We start from the raw sequence: 24,151 nt of genomic DNA, 5'->3' as shown, positions 1-24,151 counted from the left end.
GCCAACGCAATCCATTATTTCAGTGCTTGAAATAATTCAACGCGTGAGCGCCGGATGCTCGCGCAGGGTCTTCACCGCGAAATCGACAAAACTGCGCACCCGGGCCGGCGCTTTGCGCCCGCCCTGATAGACCACATGGATGGGCAACGGTGGCAGTTCGAAGTCGGCCAGAATGATTTCCAGCTCACCAGCGGCCACCTTGGTCGCCACTTGATAAGACAGTACCCGCGTGAATCCCAACCCCAGACAGGCTGCCGTGATGGCCGCCTGACTCGCCGTCACCACCAGTCGCGGTTCAGCCCGGACACTCAAGGTTTCGCCGTCTTCAATGAATGGCCAACTCCTGAGTTGGCCGATAGCCGAAGTCGCAATAATCGACGCCTGGGCCAGATCCCGGGGATGCCTGGGCCGACCATGGCTGGCCAGAAACTGTGGCGAGGCGCAGATCACCCGACGCACCTCGCCGACCCGAATCGCATGCTGGTTGCTGTCAGGGAGTTCGCCGATGCGAATCGCCACATCGACGCCCTCCTCGACCACGCTCACCACCCGGTCCACCAGCAGCGCGTTGATGCAGACCTCGGGGAATTGCGTCAGATAATTCACCATCATCGGCGTGACGAACAGCTCTCCAAACAAGACCGGTGCGGTGATGGTCAGTTGCCCACGGGGATGGATATGGCTGCCCGCTGCCGAGTCCTCGGCTTCCTGCACCTCGGCGAGAATTCTCCGACAGTCCTCCAGATATCGCTGACCAGCCTCGCTCAAATACACGCTGCGCGTGGTACGCGTGAGCAGTTGTGTGCCAATCCGCTTCTCCAGCGCCGCTACCGCTCGGGTGACACTGGCCGCCGACAGGCCCAAACCCCGCGCCGCCGCCGAAAAACCCTGCTCCTTGGCGACAGCAGCGAAGACCTGCATTTCCTGGAAGCGGTCCATGGGCAAGTCCTCATTTCAGATAGATAAATCGCAACCGAAGGCCGGAATGTCAGGCGCAAATGTTCAACAACATAGTTGGGCGTCCGACCATCAGGTAAATCAATGGGCTACTGCACTCTAGCGCCTACACAGTAAAAACCAAGCGTGTCACAAACCTTAATTATTGATAATTAATGAGGATTATTTTCTTGCGACGGGTGCGACTGTTGGCAATTATCCTGATCAGCCCGTTGCAATGACTAATGCCCGGTAGAGAAAAAGAGCCATTGGTTCAGCTTCCAAACCGCTTCAGGCAAGGGTTCGCAGCGGACTCCATCAACTGCAGCAGAATTCCAGCCTGTACAAACAGGCGGAATATACGACTGCTCCTATACTACAAACCACCCTGTTACCTATTGGGTTTTTGGTAGGTACCTCGTTGAAGTTTTCTCTACTTAAAGTAAGGCGTTATGGGTTTTTAACGCTTGGACGGCTGCCCGTCGATCTTGCTTTATGGATTCACCTTAGTAGGGAAGAGTTGAACTTCAACGGCCTGGCTAACCTGTGTGACACAGCAAGGAGTTCGACAATGTTGCGCACTAACATTTCCGCTAGAGCACTGTCCGGTGGTTTGCTCGACGTACTGATTCGCGCCGGGTTGATTACGGTGCTGGTACTGTTCTGCTTCCAGATCTTCCACCCTTTCCTCAACCTGATGCTCTGGGCAATGATTCTGGCCATCACCCTGTATCCGCTGCATGCGCTCATCAAGCGCAAGCTGGTCAACAAGGACGGTCGTGCCGCTACCCTGATCGTGGTGGTCGCCCTGGCTTTGCTGATGGTACCGATCTACCTGCTGGGCACCTCGATCAGTGAATCGGTCCAGGGCACCCTGGCGGTCCTCAAGTCCGATACGCTGCAGATTCCGCTCCCCAGCGAAAAAATCGCTTCCCTGCCGCTCATTGGCGAGCCGCTCTATGGCTACTGGATGCAGGCCGCCACCGACATGAGCAGCGTGCTCATGAAGTTGATGCCTTATATCAAGTCCGTCGGCCTGACCTTGTTGGGCAAAATGGCTGACGTTGGCGTAGGTTTTCTGTTGTTCATCGGCGCCCTGATCATTGCCGGCGTGTTCATGGCCTATGGCGAAAACGGCGAAAGAAGCGCCCTGGCCATCACCTCGCGCCTTTCCGGACCAGAGCGTGGCCCTCGCATTACCGTGCTCTGCACTGCGACCATCCGCGCGGTCGCCCAGGGCGTAGTGGGCATCGCGTTCATTCAGATGTTGCTGGTCGGCGTGGGCTTCGTGCTCATGGGTGTCCCCGGTGCCGGGCTGCTGGCCATGGTGGCGCTGTTGATGGGGATCATGCAATTGCCGGTACTGCTGGTGACCATCCCGGTGATCGCCTATGTCTTCGCCACCGACGGCACCACCTTGGGCACCGTCGTGTTTGGCATCTACAGTCTGATCGCCGGGATGGCCGACAACGTCCTCAAGCCGTTGATGCTGGGTCGTGGCGTCGATGTCCCGATGCCGGTGATTCTGATTGGCGCCCTGGGCGGCATGGTAAGCGGCGGCTTCATCGGTTTGTTCATCGGGCCGGTTGCGCTGGCGGTGGGCTACCAATTGTTCTGGCAATGGGTCCAGGACCAGCCGTCTGCCGAGATCATGAACGAGACACCCGAGATCGAGGCGTTGAACGAGACACCGAAGATAGAGGCAACGAACGATCAGCGTCCTGTCTGAGGAGTTTGCGCTTGATGCCACGCCCTGCTCGCATCAGCCGGCTTCTGCTCTGTGGCACCGTCGTCCTGGGGGGCTGCGTGCAACTGGGCCCGGATTTCCAGTCGCCGGCCCAGCCCTGGGTCGACCACTGGAACAGCCCGGCCCTGGAGATCGTCGGCCAACAACACGCGCAACCCGACAGCCGCCAATGGTGGCGCGTGTTCAACGACCCGGTGCTGGACCATTTGATGGCCGAAGCCGATGCCCACAACCCCGACCTGCACGTCGCTGGCCTGCGGGTCATGGAGTCCCGGGCACAATTGGGTATCGCCCTGAGTGGACGCTACCCGCAATTGCAGCAGGCCAGCGCCGACAGCCTGTACCTGAACCGTAAGCAATCCGGCGGAGCCAACCCCCAGGACACGCATTTCTGGCAACACAGCGTCGGCTTCGATATCGGCTGGGAACTGGATTTCTGGGGGCGTTTCAGCCGCGCCATCGAGTCGGCCGACGCCTCCTGGTTTGCCGCCCAGGCCAACTATGAAAATGCCTTGGTGCTGTTGCACGCGCAACTGGCGCAAAACTACTACGCCTTGCGCACCGCCGAGGCGCGCCTGGCCATCGCCCGCAGTAACGCCAAATTGCAGAAGCGCAGCTACGAGATCACCGAGCGCCTGTTCAACAGCGGGGCCGAAGCCGAACTCGACCTGCAACAAGCCAAGACCCAGTACTTGGGCACCCTCAGTACCATCCCGGATTTCGAGAGCCAGGTGGCGAGCTTGCGCAATGCGTTGTCCACCCTGATCGGCCAGCCACCCGGCTCGATCCCTGACCTCAATCGCAACACCGGCTTAGTGCCGCTGCTCGATACCGCGGTGTTGCAGGATGTGCCGGCCAACCTGCTGGTGCGGCGCCCCGATGTTCGTGCTGCCGAGCTGCAAGTGGCGGCGCAATCGGCGTTGATCGGTGTGGCCGAGACCGACCTGTACCCCTCCATCAGCCTGCTGGGCAGCATCGTCTGGTCCGCCAGCTCGCTCAACGGTGCACCCAACACCCTCGACATGGTGGCCGGCCCCAGTCTGCGCTGGGACATCTTCGACCACGGCCGGATCACCAACAACGTCCGCGTGCAGGATGCGCGCTTGCAGCAATTGATCGTTATCTACCAGGACAGTGTGCGCCAGGCGGCCCGTGAGGCCGACGATGCCGCGACCGGCTTGATCAAGGCACTGGAGCGCGACCAAATCCTCAGTGATGCATCGGTGGCCGCCGAACGATCGGTGACCCTGGCCAACGCCCAATACCGCGAAGGCTATTCGGATTTCCAGCGCGTGCTGGATGCCCAGCGGGCCCTGTTTGCCCAACAGGATATCTACCTGGTCAACCGTGGCACCGCGGTCAATAGCCTGATCGCCCTGTACAAGGCCCTGGGCGGCGGCTGGTACAGCGACCAGCCGCTGATCGACCCGGCTACCCGCAAACAAATGCAAGAACGGACCGATTGGGGCGATCTGCTCGACGAACCGAAGGAAAGTGCCCATGACTGACAGCCAACAACCGGTCGACGAGAAAGCCCCGGCACCTGCCGCCGACCCTGCGAAAAAAGCGATCAACTGGGTGGTGCTGCTGATCATCCTGAGTCTGGTCTGGTACCTGATGGCCGACCGCTACACCCCCTACACGCAACAGGCACGAGTGCAGGCCTTCATTGTGCCGGTGGCCGCCGAGGTATCCGGCCGGGTGACCAAGGTGAATGTACGCAACAACCAGGACGTCAAGGCCGGCGAATTGCTCTTTGAAGTCAACCCGGAGCAGTACCAGATTGCCGTCGATCGCGCCCGCGCCGACCTTGAATCGACACGTCGGCAGGTGGGTGCCAACACCGCCGGCGTCGACTCCAAGCAAGCCTCCCTGCGTGCGTCCCAGGCCAACGAGCTCAAGGCACGCCAGGACATCCAGCGGCTTGAACGCCTGTACAGCGAAGACCCGGGCACCATCTCTCTGCGCCGCTTGGAGATATCCCGCGCCACCCTGTCAGAATCCATCAGCCAGGTCGCCGCGGCCAAGGCCGAAGTGCAACGTGCGCGGGAACAACAGGGCGGTAACGAAGACGAAAACGCCCAGTTGCTCAGCGCCGCCAGCAACCTTGAAAAAGCCGAGCTGGACTTGAGCAACACGAAGATCCACGCACGCTCGGCCGGCCTGATCACCGATTTGCGCACCGATGTCGGCCAGTTCGCCGCCGCCGGTGCTCCGGTGATGACCCTGATCGCTATCCACGATGTGTGGATCAGCGCCGACATGACCGAAAACAATCTGGGAAGCGTCCAGCCCGGGACGCCGGTGTCCATCATCCTCGACGCCCACCCGGGCAGAATTTTCAAAGGCCATGTGCGCAGCGTCGGCTATGGCGTCGATATCGGCCAGACCACCCAGCCGGGCAGCCTGCCGACAGTGGAGAACAGTCGCGATTGGCTACGCCCTGCCCAGCGCTTTCCGGTCATCATCGAGTTCGAGCCCGGTGAGTTGACCGGCCCGCAAGGTATCCGGTCCGGCGGACAGGCCGAAGTCATGGCATTCCCGAGTGAAAGTAACCCGCTGAATATCCTGGGTCGCCTGTTCCTGCGCGTGATGAGCTGGATGTCCTATGCGTATTGAGCGCCCGGCCCGGGTTCAGCGCGCCCTGCGCCTGAGCTTCGGTACGGCGCTGTGCCTGGCGGCGAGCTTTGGTCTGGCCCTGCCCATCCCGTTCCTCTCGCCGATGCTGGCGCTGATGATGCTGGCAGCGATGAACCGACCGTTGCCGTTCAAGGCCAGTCTGGGCCTGATCCTGATCCTTATGCTGACCACCGGGACCGGCCTGCTGCTCATTCCCCTGCTGCGTTACTACCCGTTCAGTGGCGTATTGCTGGTCGGACTGTGTCTGTTCCTGGCCTTCGGTTATGGCCTGCGCGGCGGCAACCCGCTGGTGGCGACCTTCCTGGTGGTGGGCCTGACCTTGATCAGCTCGGCCGGAACCGCTGAATTCGCCCTGGCGCTTGAGGTGATCGTGGCCCTGGTCAAGGGCCTGTTCCTGGCCGTCACCGCGCTGACCATCAGCCATTGGCTGTTTCCCGACCCCGCCAGTGCCCCCGCGGCCAAACCCGGCCCGAGCCTTACGCCAACCGAAAGCGGCTGGCTGGCGCTACGGGCCACGCTGGTGGTGCTGCCGACTTTCCTGCTGGCCATGATCGACCCGGCCAGCTACCTGCCAATCATCATGAAAGCCGTCAGCCTCGGCCAACAAAGCTGCGCGACCAGCGCCCGCACCGCCGGCCAGGAATTGCTCGGCTCGACCCTGCTCGGTGGCCTGATGGCGATTCTTTTCTGGTGCGCGCTGAGCCTGTTCGTCAACCTGTGGATGTTCTTTCTGTGGATGTTGCTGTTCGGTTTGCTGGCGGCCAGAAAGCTCTATGGCCTGGCACTGACCCGACAACCACCGAGTTTCTGGCTCAACAGCCTGGCGACCCTGATCATTCTGCTCGGCCAATCGGTGCAGGACAGTGCCGCGGGCAAGGATGTCTACACCGCCTTCGCCATCCGCATGGGCCTGTTTATCCTGGTGACCTTGTACGCCTGCGCCATGGTCTATTTGCTGGATACGCGGCGGCAACGTCGAATTACGACCGCCTAGAAACAGAAAAACCCCCTGAGAAGGGGGTTTTTCATCTGTGGATAACTTATTCCACAGTCACCGACTTCGCCAGGTTGCGCGGCTGGTCAACGTCGGTTCCTTTGAGCACGGCGACGTAGTACGACAGCAGCTGCAGCGGGATGGTGTAGAGAATCGGCGACAGGATGTCGTGGATGTGCGGCATGTGCACCACGTGGGTGCCTTCACCGTTGGTCATGCCGGCCTTCTCGTCTGCGAAGACGATCAACTGGCCACCACGGGCGCGGACTTCCTGAAGGTTGGACTTCAGCTTCTCCAGCAGCTCGTTGTTCGGCGCCACGGTCACCACCGGCATGTCGTTATCCACAAGCGCCAACGGGCCGTGTTTCAGCTCACCGGCCGGATAGGCTTCAGCGTGGATGTAGGAGATTTCCTTGAGCTTGAGTGCCCCTTCCATCGCCACCGGGAACTGCGCGCCACGGCCGAGGAACAGCGTGTGGTGTTTCTCGGCGAACAGCTCGGAGATTTTTTCCACGGTGCTGTCCATGGCCAGCGCTTCGCCCAGACGGGTTGGCAAACGACGCAGTTCTTCGACCAGCGTCGCTTCGACGCCTTTGGCCAAGGTGCCACGAACCTGGCCCAGGGAAAGCGTCAGCAACAATAGGCCAACCAGTTGCGTGGTGAAGGCTTTGGTCGATGCCACACCGATTTCGCGACCGGCCTGGGTCAACAGGGTCAGATCGGATTCACGCACCAGCGAGCTGATACCGACGTTGCAGATCGCCAGGCTGGCGAGGAAGCCCAGTTCCTTGGCGTTGCGCAGCGCGGCCAGGGTGTCGGCGGTTTCGCCGGACTGGGAAATGGTCACAAACAGGGTGTCCGGCTGCACCACTACCTTGCGGTAGCGGAATTCGCTGGCGACTTCGACCTGGCAAGGAATGCCGGCCAGTTCTTCGAGCCAGTAACGCGCGACCATGCCGGCGTGGTAACTGGTACCGCACGCGACGATCTGTACGTTGCGTACTTTGGCGAACAGCTCGGCAGCCTGTGGGCCGAATGCCTGTACCAGTACCTGGTTCTGGCTCAGACGACCTTCCAGGGTGCGCTGCACCACAGATGGTTGCTCGTGGATTTCCTTGAGCATGAAGTGGCGGAACTCGCCCTTTTCAGCGGCTTCGGCACCGTCGCGATACTGCACGGCTTCGCGCTCGACAGCCTGGCCGTCAATGTCCCAGATCTGCACGCTGTCGCGGCGGATTTCGGCGATATCGCCTTCTTCCAGGTACATGAAGCGGTCGGTGACCTGACGCAGGGCCAACTGGTCGGACGCCAGGAAGTTTTCCCCCAGGCCCAGGCCGATCACCAGCGGGCTGCCGCTGCGGGCTGCGACCAGACGATCCGGTTGCTTCGAGCTGATAACTGCCAGGCCGTAAGCACCGTGCAACTCTTTGACGGTCGCCTTGAGGGCCACGGTCAGGTCGCTCAGATCCTTGAGTTTGTGGTTCAGCAGGTGAGCGATGACTTCGGTGTCGGTGTCCGAGGTGAACACATAACCCAGGGCCTTGAGTTGTTCACGCAAGGCTTCGTGGTTTTCGATGATGCCGTTGTGCACCACCGCCAGGTCACCGGAGAAGTGCGGGTGAGCATTGCGCTCGCACGGTGCACCGTGGGTGGCCCAGCGCGTGTGGGCGATGCCCAGACGACCGACCAGCGGCTCGGTGGTCAGTGCCTGCTCCAGCTCACTGACCTTGCCCGGACGACGCATGCGCTCGAGTTTTTCATCGTTGGTGTAGACCGCCACGCCAGCGCTGTCATACCCACGGTATTCGAGGCGTTTCAGGCCTTCGACGAGGATGGCGGTGATGTTACGTTCTGCGACTGCGCCGACAATTCCACACATGCTATTTCTCCTGACTGACTGCCGCGCAAATCAAATTGATGCCGCGGGCCTGAATCTGATCGCGAGCCTCAAGCGGCAGGCGTTCATCCGTAATAAGGGTATGGACACTGCTCCAGGGCAGCTCCAGGTTGGGAATCTTGCGGCCGATCTTGTCAGCCTCCACCATAACGACTACTTCGCGGGCGACTTCGGCCATGACCCGGCTCAGCCCGAGCAGTTCGTTGAAGGTGGTTGTACCGCGAACCAGATCGATGCCATCGGCGCCGATAAACAGCTGGTCGAAGTCGTAGGAGCGGAGTACCTGCTCGGCAACCTGCCCCTGAAAGGACTCGGAATGCGGGTCCCAGGTACCACCGGTCATCAACAGCACCGGTTCGTGCTCAAGTTCGCTCAGGGCATTAGCGACATGCAGCGAGTTGGTCATCACCACCAGGCCGGGTTGCTGTCCGAGTTCCGGAATCATGGAGGCGGTGGTACTGCCACTGTCGATAATGATGCGCGCATGCTCGCGAATCCGCGCGACGGCGGCACGGGCGATGGCTTGCTTGTATTTGGAAACCGGCTGGCCAAGGTCCGCGACCAATTCCTGAGGCATGGTGATCGCCCCGCCGTAACGACGCAGCAACAGGCCATTGCTTTCAAGTGCCGCCAGATCCTTGCGAATCGTAACTTCCGACGTTTCGAAGCGCTTGGCCAACTCATCCACACTGACTTCGCCCTGCTCATTGAGCAAGGCGAGGATGTTGTGACGACGCTGAGGTGTGTTGCGCTTCGACATGAGCGGATAAGTTTCGTTTCGAAAGATGGCGGAAGCAATCAAAACCTATCAGCGAAACTTCGTCAAGCGCCATGCGATAAAAAGAGCTGTGGATAAAAGCATCGCGGGCAAGTCGGAGCGGCGATCCGACTTGCCCGCGAATGCAATGGATCAGGCTGTGAATAACTTCAGCCGATCATTGGAGTGTGGATAACTCAGCTCTTGTTAATCTTCTCCGGCCGCTTCCAGCCGTCGATGTTCTTCTGACGAGCACGCCCGATGGCCAACTGGGATTTATCCACAGCCGAGGTAATGGTCGAGCCGGCCGCTGTGGTCGCACCGTCCAGGATATCCACAGGTGCTACCAACGAGTTGTTGGAACCAATGAACACATCTTCGCCCAACACGGTTTTCCACTTGTTGGCGCCATCATAGTTGCAGGTGATGGTACCGGCACCGATGTTGGTACGCGCGCCCACTTCGGCATCGCCCAGATAAGCCAGGTGACCGGCCTTGGCGCCTTCGCCCAGGTGCGCGTTTTTCAACTCGACGAAGTTACCCACATGCGCCCGGGCTTCCAGCACGGTACCTGGACGCAGTCGCGCGAACGGGCCGGCATCGCTGCCTTCACCCAGAATGGCACCTTCGATATGGCTGTTGGCCTTGATGACCACACCTTTGCGCAGGGTGCTGTCCTTGATCACACAGTTCGGGCCGATCACCACGTCATCCTCAATGACGACCTTGCCTTCGAGGATCACGTTGATGTCGATGAGCACGTCACGGCCTACCGTCACGTCTCCCCGTACATCGAATCGTGCCGGGTCGCGCAGCGTCACACCTTGAGCCATCAAACGACGACCGGCGCGCAATTGATAATGCCGTTCCAGTTCGGAAAGCTGCTTGCGGTCGTTGGCGCCCTGCACTTCCATGGCGTCGTGCGGTTGCTCGGTGGCCACCACCAGACCATCGCTCACTGCCATGGCAATAATATCGGTCAGGTAGTACTCGCCCTGGGCGTTGTTATTGGAGAGGCGGCTCATCCAGTCGCCAAGACGGGCAAAAGGCAGCGCCAGAATGCCGGTATTGCCTTCGGTGATCTTGCGTTCGGCGTCATTGGCATCTTTCTGTTCGACGATGGCCGCAACCTTGCCAGCGGCATCACGAACAATACGGCCGTAACCGGTCGGGTCATCCAGCTCGACGGTCAGCAGGCCCAATTGCTGCGGACCCACCTGCTTGAGCAGGCGCTGCAGGGTTTCGACCTCGATCAACGGCACATCACCGTAGAGCACCAGCACGGTGTCGGACTGAATGAACGGCACGGCTTGAGCAACGGCGTGACCGGTACCCAATTGTTTATCCTGCAGGACGAAATTCAGATCATCCGCCGCCAGGCGTTCGCGCACGGCGTCGGCACCATGACCGATCACGACGTGGATGCGCTGTGGATCAAGTTGCCGAGCGCTGTGGATAACATGACCGAGCATGGAGTTGCCGGCAATCGGGTGCAAAACTTTCGGCAAAGCGGAACGCATGCGCGTGCCTTGGCCTGCAGCGAGAATAACGATTTCAAGAGACATGACTGGCTACCAATCCTGGGTGGTCAGCGGCTGCGACCGGGTTGTAAAAATTGGAAAAGAAAAAAGGGTAGCCGAGGCTACCCTTTTTAATCAATCACACAACAAGCGCAGCCTTAGTGGCCGAACTTCTTGCGGATCTGCTGGACGGTGCGCAGCTGAGCTGCAGCCTCGGCCAGACGTGCGGCAGCAGAACCGTAATCGAATTCTGCGCCTCGTTCATGCAAGGCCTTCTCGGCAGCCTTGACGGCTTCCTGAGCGGAGGCTTCATCCAGGTCGGCAGCACGTTGCACGGTGTCGGCAAGAACCTTGACCATGTTCGGCTGAACCTCGAGGAAACCACCGGAGATGTAATACACCTCCTCTTCCCCGCCCTGCTTGACCAGGCGGATCGGACCTGGCTTCAGATTAGTGATCAGCGGCGCGTGACCCAGGGCGATACCAAGATCACCCAGTGCACCGTGCGCAATCACCATCTCGACCAGACCGGAAAAGATTTCTCCTTCCGCGCTGACGATATCGCAATGGACTGTCATAGCCATCTGATTGCCTCAACCTAAATTAGCGCCCGTTGCCGGGCGCCGGGATTACAGTTTCTTGGCTTTTTCGATCGCTTCTTCGATGCCGCCAACCATGTAGAACGCTTGTTCTGGCAGGTGGTCGTAGTCACCGTTGAGGATGCCTTTGAAGCCAGCAATGGTGTCTTTCAGGGAAACGTATTTACCCGATGCACCGGTGAAGACTTCAGCCACGAAGAACGGCTGCGACAAGAAGCGCTGGATCTTACGAGCACGGTTTACCAACTGCTTGTCGGCTTCCGACAGCTCGTCCATACCCAGGATCGCAATGATGTCCTTCAGTTCTTTGTAACGCTGCAGAACGTACTGAACGCCGCGAGCGGTGTCGTAGTGGTCCTGGCCGATTACGTTCGGGTCCAGCTGGCGCGAAGTCGAATCCAGTGGGTCTACCGCTGGGTAGATACCCAGGGAAGCGATGTCACGGGACAGAACGACGGTAGCGTCCAAGTGGGCGAAGGTGGTCGCTGGCGACGGGTCGGTCAAGTCATCCGCAGGTACGTATACCGCTTGGATCGAAGTGATCGAACCTTCCTTGGTCGAAGTGATACGTTCTTGCAGAACGCCCATCTCTTCAGCCAGGGTCGGCTGGTAGCCTACTGCGGAAGGCATACGGCCCAGCAGTGCGGATACTTCAGTACCGGCCAAGGTGTAACGGTAGATGTTGTCGACGAACAGCAGAACGTCGTTACCTTCGTCACGGAACTTCTCGGCCATGGTCAGGCCGGTCAGTGCTACGCGCAGACGGTTACCCGGCGGCTCGTTCATCTGACCGTAAACCAGTGCCACTTTGTCCAGAACGTTGGAATCCTTCATCTCGTGGTAGAAGTCGTTACCCTCACGAGTACGCTCACCCACACCGGCGAACACGGAATAACCGCTGTGCTCGATGGCGATGTTACGGATCAGTTCCATCATGTTTACGGTCTTGCCTACACCGGCACCACCGAACAGACCGACTTTACCGCCTTTGGCGAACGGGCAAACCAGGTCGATAACCTTGATGCCGGTTTCCAGCAGGTCGTTGCCGCCTGCTTGTTCAGCGAACGAAGGCGCTGGACGGTGAATGCCCCAACGCTCTTCAGTAGCGATTGGACCTGCTTCGTCGATCGGGTTGCCCAGAACGTCCATGATCCGGCCCAGAGTCGCTTTACCGACCGGTACGGAGATGGCTGCGCCGGAGTCGACAACGTCCAGACCGCGCTTCAAGCCTTCGGTGGAACCCATCGCAATGGTACGAACCACGCCGTCGCCCAGCTGCTGCTGAACTTCCAGAGTGGTCCCGGCCGCGCTTTGAACTGTCAGCGCGTTGTAGATGCTCGGTACGCTGTCGCGTGGAAATTCCACGTCGATAACGGCGCCGATGATTTGAACGATACGTCCGCTACTCATAGCTGGATCCTCTGAATATTTGAACCGTTAAACCGCGGCAGCGCCGCCGACGATTTCCGAGATCTCTTGGGTGATCGCAGCCTGACGCGCCTTGTTGTAGACCAGCTGCAAATCGCTGATCAAATCACCGGCGTTGTCGGTAGCGTTCTTCATCGCGATCATCCGCGCAGCTTGTTCAGCCGCGTTGTTCTCGACCACCGCCTGGTAGACCTGCGACTCCACGTAACGGACCATCAAGCCGTCCAGCAGCTCCTTGGCATCCGGTTCGTAGAGATAGTCCCAGTGGTGCTTGAGGTCTTGATCCGGGGTTGCCACCAGTGGAATCAACTGCTCCACGGTAGGCTGTTGCGTCATGGTGTTGATGAACTTGTTGGACACCACGGACAGGCGGTCAATACGGCCGTCCAGGTAGGCATCCAGCATCACCTTGACGCTGCCGATCAGATCATTGATCGACGGCTCTTCACCCAGGTGGCTGATAGCTGCAACGACGTTACCGCCGAAGTTGCGGAAAAAGGCCGCACCCTTGCTACCAACGACACACAGATCGATCTCGACGCCGTTTTCGCGGTTTACCGCCATGTCCTTGACCAGGGCCTTGAACAGGTTGGTGTTCAAGCCGCCGCACAGACCACGGTCACTGCTCACTACGACATAACCAACACGCTTGATTTCGCGGTCGATCATGAACGGGTGGCGGTATTCCGGGTTGGCGTTGGCCAGATGCCCAATTACCTGGCGGATACGCTCCGCATAAGGACGGCTAGCAGCCATGCGCATTTGTGCCTTGCGCATTTTGCTGACCGCCACTTTTTCCATGGCGCTGGTAATCTTTTGCGTGCTTTTGATGCTCGCAATCTTACTGCGAATCTCTTTTGCGCCTGCCATGTAACACCTATCAGGTTAGCAAGCGGGAGCCTTGCGGCTCCCGCTGCGGCTTACCAGGTTTGGGTGGCCTTGAACTTCTCGATACCGGCTTTCATGCCAGCGTCGATTTCGTCATTGAAGTCACCTTTCACGTTGATCTTCGCCATCAAATCGGCGTGATCGCGGTTGAAGAAAGCAATCAGCGCTTGCTCGAAGCTGCCGATCTTGGCGATTTCAACGTCAGTCAGGAACCCACGCTCAGCGGCATACAGCGACAGCGCCATGTCAGCGATCGACATTGGTGCGTATTGCTTCTGCTTCATCAGCTCGGTAACGCGCTGACCATGCTCAAGTTGCTTACGGGTCGCTTCGTCCAGGTCAGAAGCGAACTGGGCGAATGCCGCCAGTTCACGGTACTGAGCCAGAGCGGTACGGATACCACCGGACAGCTTCTTGATGATCTTGGTCTGAGCGGCACCACCCACACGGGATACCGAAACACCGGCGTTCACTGCAGGGCGGATGCCCGAGTTGAACATGGCCGATTCCAGGAAGATCTGACCGTCGGTGATGGAAATCACGTTGGTCGGAACGAACGCGGAAACGTCGCCAGCCTGGGTTTCGATGATCGGCAGTGCGGTCAGGGAACCGGTTTTGCCGGTCACTGCGCCGTTGGTGAACTTCTCTACGTATTCTTCCGAAACGCGGGATGCGCGCTCCAGCAGACGGGAGTGGAGATAGAACACGTCGCCTGGGTAAGCTTCACGGCCTGGTGGACGACGCAGCAGCAGGGAAATCTGGCGGTAAGCCACTGCTTGCTTGGACAGATCGTCATAAACGATCAGCGCGTCTTCACCGCGGTCGCGGAAGAATTCACCCATGGTGCAACCGGAGTACGGTGCCAGGAATTGCAGCGCAGGAGATTCCGAAGCACTGGCAGCCACGATGATCGTGTTGGCCAGGGCGCCGTTTTCTTCCAGCTTGCGAACCACGTTGGCGATGGTCGATTGTTTCTGACCGATTGCTACGTAGACGCAGAAAATGCCGCTGTTCTTCTGGTTGATGATCGCGTCGATCGCCAGAGCGGTTTTACCGATCTGACGGTCACCGATGATCAGCTCACGCTGGCCACGGCCGACAGGGATCATGGCATCGACAGCCTTGTAGCCAGTCTGTACAGGCTGGTCTACCGACTTACGCCAGATCACGCCTGGAGCAACTTTCTCGACCGCGTCGGTCTCGGTGTTGCCCAGTGGACCTTTGCCGTCAACAGGGTTACCCAGTGCGTCGACTACGCGACCCAGCAGTTCCTTACCAACCGGAACTTCCAGGATGCGGCCAGTGCACTTGGCGCTCATGCCTTCAGCCAGAGACTGGTATGCGCCCAATACAACGGCACCTACGGAGTCTTGCTCCAGGTTGAGGGCCATACCGAAGACGCCGCCCGGAAACTCGATCATCTCGCCGTACATTACGTCGGCCAGACCGTGAATCCGCACGATACCGTCAGATACGCTGACGACAGTGCCTTCGTTACGGGCTTGGGAGGTCACATCGAGCTTGTCGATGCGGCCCTTGATAATTTCACTTATTTCGGAAGGATTGAGTTGCTGCATTGCTCTGCTGCCCCTTCAAACTCAAGATTTCAATGCTTCGGCAAGTTTCGCGATTTTGCCGCGAATCGAGCCATCGATAACCAGGTCGCCGGCGCGGATGACGACACCACCAATAAGGGCAGCGTCCTCCGCAACTTGCAGGCGCACTTCCCGGTTGAGTCGTGCACTGAGAACCTTGGCGAGTTTGTCTTGCTGTTCTTGGTTCAATGCAAAAGCACTGGTGACTTCTACGTCTACCGACTTCTCTTGTTCGGCCTTGTACAGGTCGAACAGAGCGGCGATCTCCGGCAACAGCGGGAGACGGTCGTTTTCGGCAACGACGTGGATGAAGTTCTGTGCCTTCGCATCAAACTTGTCGCCGCACACGTCAATGAACGTGGCGGCCTTTTCTGCGCTCGTCAGTCGCGGGGCCTTGAGCACGCGCTGCATGGTGTCGTCTTCCGACACCGCTGCAGCCAGGCCGAGCATGGCTGACCAATTGGCCAGTTGCTGGTGGGCCTGAGCGTGCTCGAAGGCCGCCTTAGCGTAAGGTCGGGCCAACGTGGTCAGTTCTGCCATGATCGCCCTCGCTTAGATTTCAGCAGCCAGTTGGTTAACCAGCTCTGCGTGCGCGTTTTGATCGATTGTGGCACCCAGGATCTTCTCGGCGCCGCCGACTGCCAGCAAGCCCACTTGGGCACGCAGCGCGTCTTTGACACTGTTCAGTTCCTGTTCGATCTCGGCCTGAGCCTGAACCTTCACACGGTCAGCGTCGACACGGGCTTTTTCAACAGCCTCTTCGACAATCTGGTTACCGCGTTTCTTGGCTTGCTCGATGATTTCAGCTGCCTGAGCTTTCGCTTCGCGCAGTTGGTGACCCGCTTTTTCTTGGGCCAACTCCAGGTCGCGAGCTGCACGGCTGGCAGCGTCCAGACCATCAGCGATCTTCTTTTGACGTTCGTGCAATGCCGCAATGACCGGAGGCCATACGAACTTCATGCAGAACAGTACAAAAATCAGGAACGCAACGGACTGGCCAATCAGGGTCGCATTAATGTTCACGCCAACACCTCGCAGTTACGTTGTCCATCACACCAAATTACCCGGAAGATCCGAGTAATTAGCCAGCGATTTGACCAACGAACGGGTTCGCAAAGGTGAAGAACAGAGCGATACCAACACCGATCATGGTTACGGCGTCGAGCAGACCGGCAACGATGAACATTTTAACTTGCAGCATTGGAACCATTTCTGGCTGACGCGCTGCGCCTTCCAGGAACTTGCCGCCCAGCAGGCCGAAACCAATTGCGGTACCCAGTGCGCCCAGGCCGATCAACAGTGCAACAGCGATAGCGGTTAGACCAACTACAGTTTCCATCTTTCCTCCCGACTTTTACGTCGTATGGTTTAGGTTTTTTTAATTTAAAGCGGTAAAACAAATCGTTTCAGAGGCCCAGTGAAGAGCCCCTTCCCGTTTTACCGGGAAGGACATCAGACTAGTCGAGACTGGTCTTAATGGTTTTCTTCGTGCGCCATCGACAGGTAGACGATGGTCAGCATCATGAAGATGAACGCCTGCAGGGTGATGATCAGGATGTGGAACACAGCCCACGCCCACTGCAGAACAACGCCCAGGCCACTGAGCCAGAGCAGACCGCTGCCGAACATCACAGCAATCAGAATGAAGACCAGCTCGCCGGCATACATGTTGCCGAACAGACGCAGAGCCAGGGAGATCGGCTTGGCGATCAGGGTCACGAATTCCAGCAGGAAGTTCACCGGGATCAGCAGGGCCTGAACGAAGATGTTCTTGCTGCCGAACGGGTGCAGGGTCAGTTCGCCGATGAAGCCGCCGATGCCCTTGACCTTGATGCTATAGAAAATGATCAGTGCGAAGACCGAGATGGCCATGCCCAGAGTCGCGTTCGGGTCGGTGGTCGACACGGCGCGGAACGGGATGTGCGCGTCGCCGGAGATCCACATGGCTACTTGAGGAATCCAGTCGACCGGTACCAGGTCGACGGCGTTCATCAGGAACACCCAGACGAAGATAGTCAGTGCCAGCGGTGCAATCACCGGGCTACGGCCATGGAAGCTGTCTTTCACGCTGCCATCGACGAATTCGACCAATACTTCAACGAAGTTCTGCAAAGCACCAGGCTGACCCGATGTCGCTTTCTTTGCCGCCATGCGGAAAAGAAGAACGAAGATCAGACCCAATGCGACCGACCAGCCGAGGGTATCGACGTGGAAAGCCCAGAAGCCCATTTCCTTGGCTTCTGCTGCGGTGTGGGCAAAGCCCCAGCCGCCGTTTGGGAGCTGACCGAAGGTCAGGTTCTGCAAGTGGTGCTGGATATAGCCCGAAGCGGTTGTTTCTGCCATGTTTGCCTCAAACGCCCTAAGGTCTCGAAAGTCTTGTTCTCATCAGCAGGGGAGCGAACCAGCTGACTGACTGAGTCAGCACGAAGACACCGAATACTGCAATCGGCGCCAGTGGCTTCACACCTGCAAACACCAGTGCAAACAGCACTGCCGTCAAAATCAGTTTGCCTGCCTCGCCGGCATAAAAAGACCGGACGATGGACTGGGCTGCTCGGGCGCCGGAAAACCGAAATGCCCTGTGAGCGAAATAAACATTGGGCAGCAAGGCTATCAGGCCTCCGCAAAGTCCCGAGTACCCGGCAACGACTCCATATCGGTACCAGAGCGCCAAAGCGGCGATCAGCAACACGACAAACTGAGCCATTAACACCGGAAAAACTGCCAGGCGATGGAAGGGCAAGCGGTTTGGCGTGCGGGTTTCCATCACTTTTACTCTCCAATGGTCGGCTGCCGAAATTCAATAACTTGGCATAATTTGTGCCGACAAAATGCGCGCAGAGTATAGGGGCGGTTCTGCCCCTATTCAACTGTCAGGTAGTGATTTCCGACTGCACGCTACATGAGGAAATGTTTCAGCGGATATGTGCAAGTACGCCTTGAAGCTCATCCAGTGAGTTGTAGCCAATCACCAATTGCCCTTTACCCTTCTTACCGTGGCGGATCTGCACCGCAGAGCCTAGGCGCTCGGCCAGGCGCTGTTCGAGACGGGCGATATCCGGGTCCGGTTTTGCCGCTTCAACAGGCTCCGGTTTGCCACTCAACCACTGGCGAACCAGTGCCTCGGTCTGGCGCACGGTCAGCCCGCGTGCGACAACATGTCGCGCCCCTTCAACCTGTTGAATTTCCGGCAAACCGAGCAAAGCACGGGCATGACCCATTTCCAGGTCGCCGTGGGACAACATTGTCTTGATGACTTCCGGCAAGGAAATCAGGCGCAATAGGTTGGCCACGGTCACCCGGGACTTGCCCACAGCTTCCGCCACCTGTTGCTGGGTCAGCTGAAACTCCTGCTGCAAACGCTGCAAGGCCACCGCTTCTTCAATCGGGTTCAGGTCTTCGCGCTGGATGTTCTCGATCAGCGCGATGGCGATCGCGGTTTCATCGGGTACATCGCGAACCATCGCCGGGATGGTTTCCTGGCCGGCTTGCTGGCTGGCGCGCCAGCGACGTTCGCCGGCAATGATTTCAAAGCGGCCGCTGCCGATCGGGCGAACCACGATGGGCTGCATGACGCCCTGGGCCTTGATCGACTGTGCCAGCTCTTCGAGCGCCTGCGGATCCATGTCACGACGCGGCTGGTACTTGCCGCGCTGGAGCAGATCCAGGGGCAGGTGCTGCAGCTCTCGCTGATCGGCTTGCGCCGCTTGTTCTTCCAGCGAGTTGACAGTCGGACCACTCAACAGAGCATCCAGTCCACGTCCGAGACCTCGTTTCTTGACGGCCATGGGGATTCCTTAAGTTGCCTGAGCAGCGGCGATGCGTGAGTTTTTGCGTTGACGTCGAACCATTTCGCCCGCCAATGCCAGGTAGGCAACGGCGCCTCGCGATGCTTTGTCGTACGCCAGCGCCGGCATGCCGTAGCTTGGCGCTTCGGCCAGACGGATGTTGCGCGGAATGACGGTGTCGTAGAGCTGCTCGCCGAAGTGTTCCTTGAGCTGCGCCGAGACATCGTTCATCAGGCTCAGGCGCGGGTCGTACATCGTACGCAGCAGGCCTTCGACCTTGAGGTTCGGGTTCAGCAGTTCAGCGATACGCTTGATGTTATCCACAAGGTCGCTCAAGCCTTCGAGTGCGAAGTACTCGCACTGCATGGGGATAATGACCCCGTCGGCGGCAACCAGTGCGTTCAAGGTCAGCATCGACAGCGACGGCGGGCAGTCGATCAGGATGTAATCGTAGTTTTCCCGGATCGGCGCCAGCGCGCTGCGCAGGCGGCTTTCCTTCATCTGCATTTCCAGCAGCACCACTTCGGCCGCGGTGAGGTCGCGGTTGGCCGGCAACAGCTGGTAACCACCGTGTTCGGAGAAGTGCATGGCCTGGGCCAGATCACATTCTCCAATCAGCAGGTCGTAGACCGAGTTTTCCAGGCCATGTTTATCCACACCGCTACCCATGGTGGCGTTGCCCTGTGGATCAAGATCGATCAACAGCACCCGACGCTTGGTTGCGACCAGGGATGCTGCGAGGTTGATGCAGGTGGTGGTTTTGCCCACGCCACCTTTTTGGTTCGCAATCGCGAATACCTTAGCCATTCTTGCTTGTGTTCCCAATCATGCCGTGCGGCGCAGTATCAGCAGATGGCGTTGGCCTTGGCAACCAGGTACGGCCAGGGCGTGTTCGCTATCGAGGTGGAAGTCTGCCGGCAATGCTACCAGCTCATCGGCCGGATGAACGCCCTTCATTGCCAGCCAGCGTGTTTCGCTATCGCCAAGGTGGCGAGTCCAGTTGCTGAAGTTTTCCATGCTGCTGAACGCCCGGGAAATGATCCCGTTGAATGGCTGGGCAGGCTGGAACGCTTCGACGCGACTGTGGATAACTTGCAGGTTATCCAGTTTGAGTTCGAGTTTTACCTGGGTCAGGAAGCGGGTTTTCTTGCCGTTGCTGTCCAGGCAGGTCACCTGGGACTCGGGAAACAGGATCGCCAGCGGAATGCCAGGCATGCCGCCGCCGCTGCCGACGTCGAGCCAGCGACCGTTTTCGATGAACGACATCACGCTCAGACTATCGAGCAAGTGACGGGAAACCATTTCGTCCGGATCACGCACGGCGGTGAGGTTGTAAGCCTTGTTCCATTTGATCAACAGGGCCAGATAACCCAGCAGTTGTGCGTGCTGGGTTTCTGTCAGCGTGACGCCAAGCTGGCGGGCACCTGTGGATAACTCTTCTGCGTGTTGCGAAGTGACCAACGAACTCAAGCGCTTTGCTCCAACTGACGGCCCGCGCCGCGTTTTTTCAAATGAATCATCAACAGCGAAATGGCTGCCGGCGTAACGCCCGGGATACGCGAGGCCTGGCCCAGGGTTTCTGGACGGGTCGCGCCGAGCTTGCTCTGGATCTCCTTGGAGAGACCGGAAATGTTCGTGTAATCGATATCCACAGGCAATTTGGTGTCTTCGCTGGCGCGCAAGCGGGCGATTTCATCCTGTTGACGATCGATGTAGCCGGCGTACTTGGTCTTGATTTCGACCTGCTCGGCAACCTGTGGATCTTCTGCGCCCCCACCGGTCACGGCGATCAGACCAGCGTAGTCGATTTCCGGACGACTCAAGAGATTGAGCAGGTTGTATTCGTGAGTCAGTGGCGTGCCGAATTTTTCGGCAATGGCATCGCCCTGTTCGGTGCCCGGGCGTACCCAGGTGCTTTTCAGGCGCTGCTCTTCCAGTTCGATGCTTTCGCGTTTTTTGCAGAAAGCCGCCCAGCGCACGTCATCCACCAGGCCCAGTTCGCGACCTTTTTCGGTCAAACGCAGGTCGGCGTTGTCTTCGCGCAGAATCAGACGGTATTCGGCACGGGACGTGAACATCCGGTACGGCTCTTGGGTACCGAGAGTAATCAGGTCGTCGACCAATACACCGATATAGGCCTCGTCGCGACGCGGGCACCAGGCGTCTTTGCCTTGCGCACGCAGTGCAGCGTTGGTCCCGGCGAGCAAACCCTGGGCACCGGCTTCTTCGTAACCGGTTGTGCCGTTGATTTGCCCGGCGAAGAACAGGCCGCCGATGACTTTGGTTTCCAGGCTGTACTTCAAGTCACGTGGATCGAAGTAGTCGTACTCGATCGCGTAGCCCGGCCGCACGATGTGCGCGTTTTCCATGCCGCGGATCGATTGCACGATCTGCAATTGCACGTCGAACGGCAAGCTTGTGGATATCCCGTTCGGATACAGCTCATGGGTGGTCAAACCTTCCGGTTCGATGAACACCTGATGGCTTTCCTTGTCGGCAAAGCGATGGATCTTGTCTTCGATCGACGGGCAATAACGCGGGCCGATCCCTTCGATCTCACCGGCAGCGGAATACATCGGCGAACGGTCGAGGTTCGCGGCAATGATTTCGTGGGTGCGGGCGTTGGTGTGGGTAATCCAGCAGCTGACTTGCTTCGGATGCTGCTCTTTGGACCCCATGAACGACATCACCGGGATCGGTGTATCACCCGGTTGCTCGGACATCACCGAGAAATCCACAGACCGACCGTCGATACGCGGCGGAGTACCGGTTTTCAAACGACCCACACGCAATGGCAGTTCACGCAGACGGTGAGCCAGCGCGATCGATGGCGGATCACCGGCGCGACCGCCGGAAAAATTCTGCAAACCGATGTGGATAAGTCCACCGAGGAACGTGCCGGTGGTCAACACCACGGAATCGGCGAGGAAACGCAGGCCCATTTGCGTGACAACACCACGGACTTGTTCCTGTTCGACGATCAGGTCGTCAGCGGCCTGTTGAAATATCCACAGGTTCGGCTGGTTTTCCAGGATTTCACGGACCGCGGCCTTGTACAGAACCCGGTCTGCCTGTGCGCGGGTTGCGCGCACGGCCGGGCCTTTGCGGCTGTTCAACACGCGAAACTGGATACCGCCTTTATCGGTAGCCATGGCCATCGCGCCGCCGAGGGCGTCGATTTCCTTGACCAGGTGGCTTTTGCCGATCCCGCCAATGGCCGGGTTGCAACTCATGGCACCGAGGGTTTCCACGTTATGCGTCAGCAACAGGGTTTTAACCCCCATACGTGCTGAGGCCAGTGCTGCCTCGGTACCGGCATGACCGCCGCCGATGACGATCACTTCAAAACGGGAAGGGAAATCCACCACGCACCTCGTGCCTGCTTAAGTAGGTAATTCAGGAATAGTTTGAGCTCAGGTTTTTGGACCTGGTCGACAAGTATAGGGACTTCGCCCTTCCTAAAGAACCCTTTGCACAAAAATTAACCAGCTGTGGAAAAGTCTGAGTTATAGAAATTAAAAAGAAAGAAATTTATTAAATCTTTGTTTTTATGTTTATTTCTATGCACATACCTTTCTGTGGATAGATTGATACAGCCCTTTGTTTTCAATATGTACAGAGATTCAAAACCCTGTGGTCATGTGGCAATGAGGCCCTTGGATAACCGGTTTAAGCCTGTGGATGAAAGGGGTTGTTATCCACAGAGGAGGTTATGTCCAGTTTTCGAGCCCTGTTATCAACTGACCTTAGCTACGGTTATTCACAGGGCTTAATCCACAGAAAGATGCCGTTTGCTTGAAATTCGGGTACAGGAAATTCGCTCAAGCAGACGAAGTCCGCTCGGCACTGGAGGTTTTTTTCAGAAAAGGAGGGAGCAGACAGGCACGAATGGCCTGTCTGTGAATAACGGGAGGGCTACTTACCGATACAGAAGCTGGAGAAAATTCGCCCCAGCAGATCGTCAGAGCTGAAGGCACCGGTGATTTCACCCAGCGACTGCTGAGCCTGGCGCAAATCCTCGGCCAACAACTCGCCAGCGCCGGCCAGGGTCAATTGCGCGCGGCCATGCTCGAGGGCAGCACTGGCATGACGTAGTGCCTCAAGGTGTCGCCGGCGAGCGCTGAAGCTGCTTTCGGACGTTTGTTCATAGCCCATGCAGGCCTTGAGGTGTTCACGCAGCAGGTCCAGCCCGACACCACCAGACTTGGCACTCAGGCTGATGGTGACATGGCCGTCCTCGCTGATCTCCAGGGCAATGGCTTCGCCCGTAAGGTCGGCCTTGTTGCGGATCAGGGTGACTTTCGCGGGATCGGGACGGATTTCGAGAAACTCTGGCCAGAGTGCGAAAGGATCGAGGGCTTCAGGCGCCGTGGCATCGACCACCAGCAATACCCGATCCGCTTCGCCGATGGCCTTCAAGGCACGCTCGACGCCGATTTTTTCCACATGATCATCGGTATCGCGCAGACCGGCGGTATCCACTACGTGCAGCGGCATGCCATCGATGTGGATATGTTCACGAAGGACGTCACGGGTGGTGCCGGCAATTTCGGTCACGATCGCCGCTTCACGCCCGGCCAGGGCATTGAGCAGGCTGGATTTACCGGCATTCGGACGACCGGCAATGACCACTGTCATGCCGTCACGCAGCAAGGCGCCCTGCCCGGCTTCGCGGATGACGGTGGATAACTCGTCGCGCACCTTGTCGAGCATGCTCAAGACGTGGCCATCGGCGAGGAAGTCGATTTCCTCTTCCGGGAAATCGATGGCCGCTTCGACATAGATGCGCAGGCCGATCAATTGCTCGGTGAGGTTATGCACACGTGACGAGAAGGCACCCTGCAGGGAGCGCAACGCGTTTCGCGCAGCCTGGGCAGAACTGGCTTCAATCAGGTCGGCAATGGCTTCGGCCTGGGCGAGGTCCAGTTTGTCGTTGAGGAAGGCGCGCTCACTGAATTCCCCCGGTCGGGCGAGACGGCAACCCAGTTCCAGGCAGCGCTTGAGCAACATATCCAGAACAATCGGACCGCCATGGCCTTGCAGCTCCAGTACATCTTCGCCAGTGAACGAGTTCGGGCCGGGGAAATACAAGGCAATGCCCTGGTCCAGCACCTCGTCGTTTTCACTGAAAAACGGACCGTAGTGGGCAAATCGCGGCTTGAGCTCGCGACCGCTGAAGGCCTTGGCCGCAACGCTGGCCAACGGCCCGGAAATACGCACGATGCCTACACCGCCGCGACCTTGAGCGGTGGCGACGGCTGCGATCGTTTCGCGAGGAACGCTCATAAACCGGTATCCAGACAAAAGTGACAGATAGCAAAACGCCCCACTAGGGGGCGTTTTGAGTGGTTATCCACAGTGT

General features: G+C 58.5%; 22 protein-coding genes. 4 read left to right on the top strand and 18 right to left on the bottom strand.

Going from position 1 to position 24,151, the window contains the following annotated elements; translation table 11 throughout:
* Positions 1-36 precede the first annotated feature (36 nt).
* A complete protein-coding gene (locus KGB28_RS06750) occupies positions 37-939 on the bottom strand; it encodes a LysR family transcriptional regulator (protein WP_223443638.1) in 903 nt (300 codons plus the stop codon).
* A 568-nt stretch (positions 940-1,507) separates the two neighbouring features.
* On the opposite strand from KGB28_RS06750, the gene KGB28_RS06745 reads away from it, so the two are divergent.
* Genes KGB28_RS06745 through KGB28_RS06730 form a run of 4 tightly spaced genes read left to right on the top strand, consistent with a single transcriptional unit; the run spans position 1,508 to position 6,317 of the window.
* Positions 1,508-2,665 (top strand): AI-2E family transporter, encoded by a 1,158-nt coding sequence (locus tag KGB28_RS06745; protein ID WP_223443634.1) that lies wholly within the window; start codon positions 1,508-1,510, stop codon positions 2,663-2,665.
* Positions 2,666-2,679: 14 nt separating this feature from the next.
* The gene (locus KGB28_RS06740) at positions 2,680-4,191 is read left to right on the top strand and encodes an efflux transporter outer membrane subunit (protein WP_223443631.1); all 1,512 of its coding nucleotides are present in this window, start codon (positions 2,680-2,682) and stop codon (positions 4,189-4,191) included.
* Complete coding sequence (locus KGB28_RS06735) at positions 4,184-5,302, top strand: HlyD family secretion protein (RefSeq protein WP_223443628.1); 1,119 nt, start codon at positions 4,184-4,186, stop codon at positions 5,300-5,302. The genes KGB28_RS06740 and KGB28_RS06735 overlap by 8 nt, the downstream gene beginning before the upstream one ends.
* Positions 5,292-6,317 carry a DUF2955 domain-containing protein gene (locus KGB28_RS06730; RefSeq protein ID WP_223443625.1) on the top strand — a complete coding sequence of 342 codons (1,026 nt, stop codon included), beginning with the start codon at positions 5,292-5,294 and terminating at the stop codon, positions 6,315-6,317. Before KGB28_RS06735 ends, KGB28_RS06730 begins: the two co-directional genes overlap by 11 nt.
* Positions 6,318-6,363: 46 nt before the next feature.
* Here the strand turns inward: KGB28_RS06730 and glmS are convergent, their stop codons facing one another.
* From glmS to mnmE, 17 genes are all read right to left on the bottom strand, one after another.
* Positions 6,364-8,196, bottom strand: a complete 1,833-nt coding sequence (glmS, locus tag KGB28_RS06725) for a glutamine--fructose-6-phosphate transaminase (isomerizing) (RefSeq protein ID WP_223443623.1) — start codon at positions 8,194-8,196, stop codon at positions 6,364-6,366.
* A 1-nt stretch (position 8,197) separates the two neighbouring features.
* Positions 8,198-8,974, bottom strand: a complete 777-nt coding sequence (locus KGB28_RS06720; RefSeq protein ID WP_150728262.1) for a DeoR family transcriptional regulator — start codon at positions 8,972-8,974, stop codon at positions 8,198-8,200.
* A 194-nt stretch (positions 8,975-9,168) separates the two neighbouring features.
* Entirely contained in the window at positions 9,169-10,536 is a 1,368-nt protein-coding gene (gene glmU / locus KGB28_RS06715) for a bifunctional UDP-N-acetylglucosamine diphosphorylase/glucosamine-1-phosphate N-acetyltransferase GlmU (RefSeq protein WP_223443620.1), read from the bottom strand.
* Between the two features lie 113 nt (positions 10,537-10,649).
* Positions 10,650-11,075: a F0F1 ATP synthase subunit epsilon gene (locus KGB28_RS06710; RefSeq protein WP_007969909.1), complete on the bottom strand. Its 426-nt coding sequence runs from the start codon at positions 11,073-11,075 to the stop codon at positions 10,650-10,652.
* 45 nt (positions 11,076-11,120) lie between these two features.
* Positions 11,121-12,500 carry a F0F1 ATP synthase subunit beta gene (atpD, locus tag KGB28_RS06705; RefSeq protein ID WP_008045671.1) on the bottom strand — a complete coding sequence of 460 codons (1,380 nt, stop codon included), beginning with the start codon at positions 12,498-12,500 and terminating at the stop codon, positions 11,121-11,123.
* A gap of 27 nt (positions 12,501-12,527) precedes the next feature.
* Positions 12,528-13,388 carry a F0F1 ATP synthase subunit gamma gene (gene atpG / locus KGB28_RS06700; RefSeq protein WP_008045673.1) on the bottom strand — a complete coding sequence of 287 codons (861 nt, stop codon included), beginning with the start codon at positions 13,386-13,388 and terminating at the stop codon, positions 12,528-12,530.
* Between the two features lie 50 nt (positions 13,389-13,438).
* Positions 13,439-14,983, bottom strand: a complete 1,545-nt coding sequence (atpA, locus tag KGB28_RS06695) for a F0F1 ATP synthase subunit alpha (RefSeq protein ID WP_030132553.1) — start codon at positions 14,981-14,983, stop codon at positions 13,439-13,441.
* Positions 14,984-15,004: 21 nt separating this feature from the next.
* Complete coding sequence (locus tag KGB28_RS06690; RefSeq protein ID WP_008045680.1) at positions 15,005-15,541, bottom strand: F0F1 ATP synthase subunit delta; 537 nt, start codon at positions 15,539-15,541, stop codon at positions 15,005-15,007.
* 12 nt (positions 15,542-15,553) lie between these two features.
* The gene (locus tag KGB28_RS06685; RefSeq protein WP_008045681.1) at positions 15,554-16,024 is read right to left on the bottom strand and encodes a F0F1 ATP synthase subunit B; all 471 of its coding nucleotides are present in this window, start codon (positions 16,022-16,024) and stop codon (positions 15,554-15,556) included.
* Between the two features lie 58 nt (positions 16,025-16,082).
* Positions 16,083-16,340 (bottom strand): F0F1 ATP synthase subunit C, encoded by a 258-nt coding sequence (gene atpE, locus KGB28_RS06680; RefSeq protein ID WP_003097235.1) that lies wholly within the window; start codon positions 16,338-16,340, stop codon positions 16,083-16,085.
* A 134-nt stretch (positions 16,341-16,474) separates the two neighbouring features.
* Positions 16,475-17,344 carry a F0F1 ATP synthase subunit A gene (atpB, locus tag KGB28_RS06675; RefSeq protein ID WP_150728260.1) on the bottom strand — a complete coding sequence of 290 codons (870 nt, stop codon included), beginning with the start codon at positions 17,342-17,344 and terminating at the stop codon, positions 16,475-16,477.
* 16 nt (positions 17,345-17,360) lie between these two features.
* On the bottom strand, positions 17,361-17,768 hold the full coding sequence (locus tag KGB28_RS06670; RefSeq protein WP_150728259.1) for a F0F1 ATP synthase subunit I: 408 nt from the start codon (positions 17,766-17,768) through the stop codon (positions 17,361-17,363).
* Positions 17,769-17,916: 148 nt separating this feature from the next.
* Positions 17,917-18,789, bottom strand: coding sequence for a ParB/RepB/Spo0J family partition protein (locus KGB28_RS06665; protein ID WP_223443618.1), 873 nt, complete (start codon positions 18,787-18,789; stop codon positions 17,917-17,919).
* A gap of 9 nt (positions 18,790-18,798) precedes the next feature.
* Positions 18,799-19,596: a ParA family protein gene (locus KGB28_RS06660; protein WP_007969897.1), complete on the bottom strand. Its 798-nt coding sequence runs from the start codon at positions 19,594-19,596 to the stop codon at positions 18,799-18,801.
* Between the two features lie 18 nt (positions 19,597-19,614).
* Positions 19,615-20,259, bottom strand: a complete 645-nt coding sequence (gene rsmG / locus KGB28_RS06655) for a 16S rRNA (guanine(527)-N(7))-methyltransferase RsmG (RefSeq protein WP_007969895.1) — start codon at positions 20,257-20,259, stop codon at positions 19,615-19,617.
* Complete coding sequence (gene mnmG / locus KGB28_RS06650; RefSeq protein WP_223443616.1) at positions 20,256-22,154, bottom strand: tRNA uridine-5-carboxymethylaminomethyl(34) synthesis enzyme MnmG; 1,899 nt, start codon at positions 22,152-22,154, stop codon at positions 20,256-20,258. The genes rsmG and mnmG overlap by 4 nt, the downstream gene beginning before the upstream one ends.
* 550 nt (positions 22,155-22,704) lie before the next feature.
* Entirely contained in the window at positions 22,705-24,075 is a 1,371-nt protein-coding gene (gene mnmE, locus KGB28_RS06645) for a tRNA uridine-5-carboxymethylaminomethyl(34) synthesis GTPase MnmE (protein WP_150728256.1), read from the bottom strand.
* Positions 24,076-24,151: the final 76 nt, after the last annotated feature.

It is taken from the genome of Pseudomonas sp. BF-R-19 (genome assembly GCF_019956445.1).
In the GTDB taxonomy this organism is placed as follows: Bacteria; Pseudomonadota; Gammaproteobacteria; order Pseudomonadales; family Pseudomonadaceae; genus Aquipseudomonas; species Aquipseudomonas fluorescens_BH.
The sequence above is the reverse complement of the archived record's forward strand: the minus strand, read 5'-3'. Positions and strand labels throughout refer to the sequence as shown.

Bases quoted from the DNA above. Each gene is read 5' to 3' on its own strand.
- KGB28_RS06730 (WP_223443625.1), top strand. From the start codon at position 5,292: ATGCGTATTGAGCGCCCGGCCCGGGTTCAGCGCGCCCTGCGCCTGAGC.
- KGB28_RS06745 (WP_223443634.1), top strand. From the start codon at position 1,508: ATGTTGCGCACTAACATTTCCGCTAGAGCACTGTCCGGTGGTTTGCTC.
- glmU (WP_223443620.1), bottom strand. From the start codon at position 10,536: ATGTCTCTTGAAATCGTTATTCTCGCTGCAGGCCAAGGCACGCGCATG.
- glmS (WP_223443623.1), bottom strand. From the start codon at position 8,196: ATGTGTGGAATTGTCGGCGCAGTCGCAGAACGTAACATCACCGCCATC.
- KGB28_RS06720 (WP_150728262.1), bottom strand. From the start codon at position 8,974: ATGTCGAAGCGCAACACACCTCAGCGTCGTCACAACATCCTCGCCTTG.
- KGB28_RS06690 (WP_008045680.1), bottom strand. From the start codon at position 15,541: ATGGCAGAACTGACCACGTTGGCCCGACCTTACGCTAAGGCGGCCTTC.
- atpE (WP_003097235.1), bottom strand. From the start codon at position 16,340: ATGGAAACTGTAGTTGGTCTAACCGCTATCGCTGTTGCACTGTTGATC.
- KGB28_RS06740 (WP_223443631.1), top strand. From the start codon at position 2,680: ATGCCACGCCCTGCTCGCATCAGCCGGCTTCTGCTCTGTGGCACCGTC.
- KGB28_RS06665 (WP_223443618.1), bottom strand. From the start codon at position 18,789: ATGGCCGTCAAGAAACGAGGTCTCGGACGTGGACTGGATGCTCTGTTG.
- KGB28_RS06710 (WP_007969909.1), bottom strand. From the start codon at position 11,075: ATGGCTATGACAGTCCATTGCGATATCGTCAGCGCGGAAGGAGAAATC.
- atpD (WP_008045671.1), bottom strand. From the start codon at position 12,500: ATGAGTAGCGGACGTATCGTTCAAATCATCGGCGCCGTTATCGACGTG.
- KGB28_RS06750 (WP_223443638.1), bottom strand. From the start codon at position 939: ATGGACCGCTTCCAGGAAATGCAGGTCTTCGCTGCTGTCGCCAAGGAG.
- atpB (WP_150728260.1), bottom strand. From the start codon at position 17,344: ATGGCAGAAACAACCGCTTCGGGCTATATCCAGCACCACTTGCAGAAC.
- KGB28_RS06670 (WP_150728259.1), bottom strand. From the start codon at position 17,768: ATGGAAACCCGCACGCCAAACCGCTTGCCCTTCCATCGCCTGGCAGTT.
- atpG (WP_008045673.1), bottom strand. From the start codon at position 13,388: ATGGCAGGCGCAAAAGAGATTCGCAGTAAGATTGCGAGCATCAAAAGC.
- KGB28_RS06660 (WP_007969897.1), bottom strand. From the start codon at position 19,596: ATGGCTAAGGTATTCGCGATTGCGAACCAAAAAGGTGGCGTGGGCAAA.
- mnmE (WP_150728256.1), bottom strand. From the start codon at position 24,075: ATGAGCGTTCCTCGCGAAACGATCGCAGCCGTCGCCACCGCTCAAGGT.
- atpA (WP_030132553.1), bottom strand. From the start codon at position 14,983: ATGCAGCAACTCAATCCTTCCGAAATAAGTGAAATTATCAAGGGCCGC.
- KGB28_RS06735 (WP_223443628.1), top strand. From the start codon at position 4,184: ATGACTGACAGCCAACAACCGGTCGACGAGAAAGCCCCGGCACCTGCC.